Consider the following 6960-nt stretch of genomic DNA (forward strand, 5'->3'; position numbering starts at 1 on the left):
GATCACTCCGTCAATTCTTTTGCCCAGTGGGCGAGTTGCCTCGCTGCGAGCGCAACCGCTCGGCTTCTTCACGCATTTGTCGCCGTCGTTCCTCGATACGTCTGGCCAGATCAGATTCTGCCGTGTTGTCGCGCTTTTGTGCCGCCGGGGGCTGACGCCCTGGCGGGGCAGCTCTGGGTGGTACTGGCTTCATCGGTGCCCGTGCAGGCGTCGCCGCCGTATTCAGCTCGATCTCGGCCTTCTCGTCACTGGCATTTCTGAACGTCGCCATGCGCGGCTCGACCGAAACCAAGGTCCAGCCCGCTTGATCGCCACTCAATGGCATTCCGACCTTGAGCGCCAGTGATTCGTTCCGCATGTTGTCGCGGACCATGGCAATGCGCAATTCTTCGGTCGATTCGGTTTTGCGCACGATGATGATGCCGGTCAAGGTGACATTCAGCGCGACCGCGGGCGGCGCTTCTGTTTCGGCCTCACCATCATCGTGCGGAGTCGGCCTGCGGTCATCATTGAAAAGCGGCCTGCTTTCGACCTCGGTAAAACTCGAAATCGGCGGAATCTTGATTGGCGTCTGGTCGATTTCTGCTGCGACGACCTGATCCGAAGGAGCGTCTGGCGGCAACCAGCCATAGCCGCGCCCGTACCCGGCAAACTGGATCAACGCACTGAGCAGCAACAAGCCGCAAAGGCCTGCCAGCACCAGGGTCAGCATGCGTGCGGTTCTGAGATCCATCACGGCGTCTCCGCCGGCTTGCCGGGCTGCCGCAAGTACCCCGAGAGATTGAAGCGGACATCAAGCGGGCTGGCCCGACGCTTGCCCCCGGGCGGAACATAAGTCTGCTGTTTGTAGATCATCAAGTCATCGACAAACAAGTAGGGCTTGCCATTTTCAAGGTCGTACAAAATGGCGGCCAGCGATTCGAGATCGCAGCGCAGGCGCGCCTGCACGACCACTTTCATGTACAGCTCTTCCTGGCCTTGGTTGGACGGAGACGAGTTGATGATTGAGCAGCGCTTGGGGTCGGATTGATCGGTCTGCGATTGGCGCAATCGGCTGATCAGGTTCGCCGAGGCGGCATTGGCATCCGCTTCGGCGAGGAAGGCCTGATTGCCCTGCTCATAGGAACTGACTTCAGCGAGTCTTTTCTCGATGGCCGGGCGTTCAGCTATAACCCGCGCGTAGCGCTGCTGCTGTTCGCGCAGGTCACTCATCTGGTTGAAGTAATCGATGTGGGGCGAAACAAACCACCAGTGAACCCCGAACAGGTAGATGCCAAACACGACGATCAGCAGCAACACGACCGCTAGCAGACGACCATCTTTCGGACGCAACTCAAGGCGAGCCATCGGCGGTCTCCTTGTCCTTGTTGTCGGCGTCGTCTTGCTTGCCGTCATCTGCGCCCTTCTCGCCCGGCTCCGGCTTTTCGGTATCTTCAGGCCGCGGCTTATGGACGATGAGCTGGTCTATCGGAACGCTTTTCGGTTCGGCTGAAATCGTGAAGCGATCCTTGCCGGTTCGTGGATCCGGCTGGATCTGACCTTCAAGTTTCGGGTTGGACATGAATGGCGAAGTACTGAGCACACTGATCAGGCCGGCGGCATTCTTGCTTTGACCCTGCAACTGGATCTGGTTGCGCTCAATACTGAAGCGCTCAAGATAGGTGTCGTCATCGAGTCGATAAGCAAGATCATCAAGCATGGCGACGACCAGTGGCCCATTGCGTTTCTTCTCGGAGAGAAAATTGGCTCCGTTGATCGAATCCTGCAAGGTCTTCTTCAACGCCAGCACTTCGCGGGCAGCGACCGCGGCCTTCTCCACCTCGGCCTGCATGGTTTCCACCGCAATGGCACGGTTGCTCAATGATTCGGACATGTTGATGACGAGGAGGATGATCGCCAGCGCCGCCAGGCCGAGATTGATCGGCACGCGCATGTCACGGTGACGCGCACGGCGCTCAAGCGGAAGCAGGTTGACCCGACGGCGTGCGCCCTCGATGCCTTCGCCGCGCACGTCGACCGCATCAAAATCGACCGCCCCGCCGGCAACGGATTCTAGCTGGGGATCGAGCATGGTCCGCGGCAGGACCGTCAGTTCGACACTCAGGCTGCGGGACGCCGGGTCGCGGGCAAGGACACGACTGTCAAAATAGACCTGGTCGGCCTTGAATGGCGTCTGCCGATCCATTTCGAAGGTCAGAACCTGGCGCAGCTTGTTCTCGGCCGCTGCAGGCAAGGTCAAGACGCGAGTCAGCGCGCGCGATTCAGGTACACAGAGGATTTGCCGCAGGGCGGGATTCTCGATGCGCCCGCGCAGGGTCCTGAACGCGGCGGCCTGTTCCTCGTTGGAGGCGTTGGCTGCGATTCGACCAAACTCGGAAATGACACTGTCGCGCTCACGCAGGACGAGAATCTCGTCACCACATCGCTCAAGCAGCAAGGCTTCGGAATTGCCGCTGAAGAATTTGCGCCAGCGCTGCGGAAGGCAGGCGAGCAGCTCCGAGCCCCACCACGAAAAGAAGCGTGGCAAGGGTGTCTTGGCAAGGCGCATCCGCAGACGGGCCAATTGTCTGTCCAGGGCTTCTTTCACGTTGATTACGCGTTCTCGTCATCACGCCAGCGGAGCACCACAAAGGGCCGCCCCGCCGAATTCATACCGCCCATGCGGATGGTTGCATCGAGCACGGTGCTGGCTCCATTCGGGAGTTTGGCACGCGATTTGACACTATACGTGAGCCCTCCACCGTCCGCCATGAGTGGCGAACCATCCGGCAAAAGCAGACCGGACCCACCCTGATTGAGCATGCCGGGAGCAAGCTGCTGGCGCTGCTGGATCAATTGCTGGGCGACATCGGCGGTCATGCCCGGTATCGCCATCAAGGCCTGCATCGGCGCGTAGGCGGCACTGGGCGAACTGCGACCGGAAAACATGGTGATGGCCGGCTCAATCTTCGAGTAGATTTCATAGTTCATGCCGAAAACCTGCTGGATCTCGGAAAGTGTCTCGAACGGTGCATTTCGCGGGCCGTACGACAAACCGGCGGCACGATAATCATCGCGCTCGGCACCATGCAGCATGGTCAGGTCATCGGGGTCGCGCCAATCCTGGATGGCATCGGCGAGTTCTTCGGACTTGGCCTGTTCGACGCCGACACCCACGAACAGGTTGGTCAGGGCCATTGCGTCGGCCACATTGATGTCGATCTTGCCGGAATCGTCAGTCAGCGAAACCTCAATCTGGACACCATCGAAAACGAATGAATAGGGTCGGCCATCGGCCACCCATTTCTGCTGCGGATCGGATTGGCTGAGTCCGTACACGGCAAGATTGAGTCCGGCTTCTGCGGCGTAGCGCGCGGTGGTTGTATCGAACAAGTGACGCGACTGCAATCGTTCGGTGCGCGCGACCAGGGCGAAGCCGCCGAGCAAGACCGAAAGCATGGCCACCACCCACATGACCAGGATGAAGGCGACGCCACGCGACTTGCGCATGGACGTGGCTTGAAAATGCTGGGTGATCGTTGCGTTCGGCCTCATTGGCTTGGCCTCACGCCATCGGTCGGCGGACTCGCTCGTTCCTGGCGTTGCCGATCGAGATCACCAAAGCTCAAGCTCTGCGATTGCCTGGCCGCACCGACATCGAGCATCAACGGGATATCCATCTCCGGCCAGCCGACCAGGGCCTCCTCGCGCATCTTCAGCACGATGCGAACCATCACCGGGGTGAGGCCCGGATCATCCCAATCATCCGACCAGTCCTCAAGCTCGCCCTGATCATCCAGCTTGCGGTACTCGAACTTTCCACTATCAACCTGATCCATCAGCACGACCGGTTCACTGTCGCCCTTGCGCAGCTTGTCCATATCGTAGCCATTCAACATCCAGTGGTTGAACAGCAATTGCTTGCCGTTGCGCGTGTTCGCAATTTCCAGAGTTTGCACATAGGCGCCACCATTGGACAGATAGCCCGGCATCGGTGCAACAAAGCGCATGAGATCGCGCTTGCCCTCGAAAAGCAGATTCTTGCCAGAGCCATGCTCCTGGCCGAATGCCAGTGGCAGGGTGCGACTGAGCTGGTGGCGAATAAACTCCTGGGCAACCCGCAGACGGTTGGTTCGGTCCATGAGATTTTCGCCGACATGCATGCCCTTGACCGCCGAACGGATCCCACCGAATGCCGCCGCCAGCAGTACCGCCAGCAGCAGGATCGATAGCATCACCTCGATCAGGGTGAAGCCGCGCGCTGCCAAATTGATCGGCGAGCGCTTCATTGACGCCTCCCGGATGCGGGATTCGGCGACGGTCGGCGCATGCCACCTGCCGGTGGGCGAGTCAGTTGTCTGCCGGTGGCATCGCTACCAGGAAAGCCCTGCGTTGGCGTGGAGTCGCTGGTTGCCGTGCGCAAAGTCGTGAATTCTGCACTTCGCTCATGATTGTTGTCGCCCCAGATCACGGTCAGCGCAACATGGAAAAGATCAATCTGCGGCATGCCGAACAAGGCCTGACCGGATTGCCCGAATCCTTGCGCCTGAGCGGCAAGGGCTGAGCCGTTGTTGCCAAAGCTGGCGGTGTTCTGAGCGACATCGGCAATCATGAGTTCTGGATCGATCTGATCGATCTGCATTTCCCAGCGGTACTTGTCATCGAATTCGCCGTGACTGCTGCCAGCTTCGACCCGTTCGCCGACGCCAACCGTGTCGAGAATCGATTGTGCCCACAATGCCGCACGCGTCTCGTCAGCCGAGCGCCGCGCATTGTTCATCGACATGGTCAGGATCTGCATCAGCGCGCCGACCGCGATCGCGAAGATCACGAAGGCCGCGATCATTTCGATCAAGGTGAATCCGCGGCTGGGTCTGGGAAGTATCGTGGGCATACTCCGAACAGACCGCGCATGCACGGCGGAGTTCGTCACTTTTCGTTGTCCGGCTTGTCGAGAGTGACTTCGCCCGTCAGCCAACCGACATTGATCTTCCATTCCCGGTCGCCGAGAACAACCGCGATATTGCCGCCGGTGGAGCTTCCATCCGGAAAGAAGCGAATGCCACCAGCCTTGTCACTGGTCAGTTCCTGCTGGGCCGTGGTCAGGCGCAGGATCATGCCCTCGGGAAGCTTTCTCTCCTCCTTGCCCGGCGCCAGCCAGGTATTTTTTTCCAGATCCAGCAACAATACTTTTTGCTCACCCTTGACGATGGCCTGGCCACGCGTATAGCGCAGCCCCGCAACCAGATCGTTGCTCGCCGCCTGGATGCGCGCGCCCGCAAGAGTACGTGTGAACGAGAATGTGACAACGCTGGCAACAATGCCGATCAGAACAATGACCACGATCAGCTCGATCATGGTGAAGCCTTTGGGACGGGGAGTGGGGAGTGGGGAGTGGGGAGCAGGAAAAGCCGCGCATACGGATGTCTCGCGTTGAAGTGCGATTCCTCTGCGTTGTCTGCTTCTTGCTATCTTTTCTCCGCTCACTCTAAGTCGCCTGTGTTGCTATTCCCGTTTCCCACTCCCAACTCCCCACTCCCGCTCCATCATTCCCAACTTCCATAATCCTTGTTCGTGCTGTCGCCACCGGGCTTGCCGTCGGCGCCGAGAAAGATGATGTCGAAGTCACGACCGTTGTCGCCGGGGCTCTTGTACATGAACGGATGGCCGAACGGATCCTTGAGATCGGTGTCCTTGGCGTAGGGGCCGAGGCCTTCGCGCTTGGTCAGGTCCTCGAGCGAGTTCGGATAGGAACCGACTGCCATCTGGTACTGCTCGACCGAGCCGGCCAGCTTCTTGACCTGGATCGTTCCGGCCTTGTACTTGCCACCCTTGAAGGTGTTCATCATGCCGCCACCAACAATCGTGATGACGATGCCGAGCAGCACGATCACGGCGATCATTTCCATCAGGGTGAAGCCGGCCGTGCGCGGCATCGGGCGCAGATTGCGCAAGTTTCGTTTGTTCATGATCGGACTCCTTATTGAATCGAACTGGTCAGTTTCAGGATCGGCAGGATGATCGCCATCATGATGATGGCAACGACCACGGTCATGACCACGGTCGTTGCCGGCACCAGCGCGGCGAGCAAGCGCTCCAGCGAATTGCGCACCTCGACATCGAACGTGTCGGCAACCTTGAGCAACATCGTATCGAGCTCGCCGGATTCCTCGCCGACACTGATCATCTGCAGGGCTAGTTTTGGAAATTGCTTGGATTGGCCAAGTGCAAAGCCAAGGCCGCTGCCGGTTCTCACTTCTTCACTTGCCTTTTCGACAGCGACACCGAGATAGGCATTGCCCATCACGTTGCGGGCGACCGTCAGGGCACCCAACAGCGGCACGCCATTCTTGAGCAAGGTACCGAGCGTACGCGAAAGCCGCGCGGTTTCGAGTTTGCGTACGAGTTCGCCGGCAATGCGCACACGCAGCAGACGCTCATCGATATCGAGTCGACTGACCGGATCGGCGAGCTTGCGCCGAAACCAGGCGACAAGAAAGATCGTGCCGGCCAGCATCAGCCACCAGAAACTCTGCAAGGTTGATCCGACGCCGACGACGATGCGCGTGAGCAATGGCAGCGCAACATCCATGTCGGCGAACATCTGCTCGAATTGCGGCACCACAACCACCAGCAGGACGAACAGCGAAACCAGCACCATGCCGACCAGAAAGGCCGGATAAATAAGCGCGTTGATGACACTGGATTTGAGCGCCCGCGATCGTTCCAGGTAATCGGCCAGGCGGCGCAGCGTGTCTTCCAGCGAACCGCCGGCTTCGCCGGCCCGAACCATGTTGATGTAGAGGCGCGAGAACGTGCCGCGCTCGGCCTCCAGTGCATCGGAAAGTGTCGATCCGCCACGCACGAGGTCGCGCACGCGTTCGAGAAGATGCTTTGCCTTCTCACTTTCCGGCAGATCGAGGAGAATCTGCAAGGCGCGATCAAGTGGCTGGCCCGCTCCGAGCAAAACCGCCAACTGCT

The 6960-nt window shown here is 59.5% G+C and carries 9 protein-coding genes; all 9 read right to left on the bottom strand.

Going from position 1 to position 6960, the window contains the following annotated elements:
* Positions 1 to 10: 10 nt before the first annotated feature.
* Positions 11 to 736, bottom strand: coding sequence for a hypothetical protein (locus VFN25_RS05940; RefSeq protein WP_325139817.1), 726 nt, complete (start codon positions 734 to 736; stop codon positions 11 to 13).
* Positions 733 to 1347: a type II secretion system protein GspM gene (gspM, locus tag VFN25_RS05945; protein WP_325139819.1), complete on the bottom strand. Its 615-nt coding sequence runs from the start codon at positions 1345 to 1347 to the stop codon at positions 733 to 735. The genes VFN25_RS05940 and gspM overlap by 4 nt, the downstream gene beginning before the upstream one ends.
* Positions 1334 to 2587, bottom strand: coding sequence for a PilN domain-containing protein (locus VFN25_RS05950; RefSeq protein WP_325139822.1), 1254 nt, complete (start codon positions 2585 to 2587; stop codon positions 1334 to 1336). The genes gspM and VFN25_RS05950 overlap by 14 nt, the downstream gene beginning before the upstream one ends.
* Positions 2588 to 2592: 5 nt before the next feature.
* Positions 2593 to 3534 carry a hypothetical protein gene (locus tag VFN25_RS05955; RefSeq protein ID WP_325139824.1) on the bottom strand — a complete coding sequence of 314 codons (942 nt, stop codon included), beginning with the start codon at positions 3532 to 3534 and terminating at the stop codon, positions 2593 to 2595.
* Positions 3531 to 4268 (bottom strand): prepilin-type N-terminal cleavage/methylation domain-containing protein, encoded by a 738-nt coding sequence (locus VFN25_RS05960; RefSeq protein ID WP_325139826.1) that lies wholly within the window; start codon positions 4266 to 4268, stop codon positions 3531 to 3533. Before VFN25_RS05960 ends, VFN25_RS05955 begins: the two co-directional genes overlap by 4 nt.
* Positions 4265 to 4975, bottom strand: coding sequence for a prepilin-type N-terminal cleavage/methylation domain-containing protein (locus VFN25_RS05965; RefSeq protein ID WP_325139828.1), 711 nt, complete (start codon positions 4973 to 4975; stop codon positions 4265 to 4267). The genes VFN25_RS05960 and VFN25_RS05965 overlap by 4 nt, the downstream gene beginning before the upstream one ends.
* Positions 4909 to 5466, bottom strand: coding sequence for a GspH/FimT family pseudopilin (locus VFN25_RS05970; RefSeq protein WP_325139830.1), 558 nt, complete (start codon positions 5464 to 5466; stop codon positions 4909 to 4911). The genes VFN25_RS05965 and VFN25_RS05970 overlap by 67 nt, the downstream gene beginning before the upstream one ends.
* A 59-nt stretch (positions 5467 to 5525) precedes the next feature.
* On the bottom strand, positions 5526 to 5948 hold the full coding sequence (locus VFN25_RS05975) for a type II secretion system protein GspG (protein WP_325139832.1): 423 nt from the start codon (positions 5946 to 5948) through the stop codon (positions 5526 to 5528).
* Between the two features lie 11 nt (positions 5949 to 5959).
* The coding region (locus VFN25_RS05980; RefSeq protein ID WP_325139834.1) for a type II secretion system F family protein at positions 5960 to 6960 on the bottom strand (1001 nt) is incomplete at its 5' end.

This window comes from Dokdonella sp. (assembly GCF_035703485.1).
Taxonomy (GTDB): Bacteria; Pseudomonadota; Gammaproteobacteria; order Xanthomonadales; family Rhodanobacteraceae; genus Dokdonella.

Bases quoted from the DNA above. Each gene is read 5' to 3' on its own strand.
- gspM (WP_325139819.1), bottom strand. From the start codon at position 1,347: ATGGCTCGCCTTGAGTTGCGTCCGAAAGATGGTCGTCTGCTAGCGGTC.
- VFN25_RS05955 (WP_325139824.1), bottom strand. From the start codon at position 3,534: ATGAGGCCGAACGCAACGATCACCCAGCATTTTCAAGCCACGTCCATG.
- VFN25_RS05960 (WP_325139826.1), bottom strand. From the start codon at position 4,268: ATGAAGCGCTCGCCGATCAATTTGGCAGCGCGCGGCTTCACCCTGATC.
- VFN25_RS05965 (WP_325139828.1), bottom strand. From the start codon at position 4,975: ATGGAAGATCAATGTCGGTTGGCTGACGGGCGAAGTCACTCTCGACAA.
- VFN25_RS05975 (WP_325139832.1), bottom strand. From the start codon at position 5,948: ATGAACAAACGAAACTTGCGCAATCTGCGCCCGATGCCGCGCACGGCC.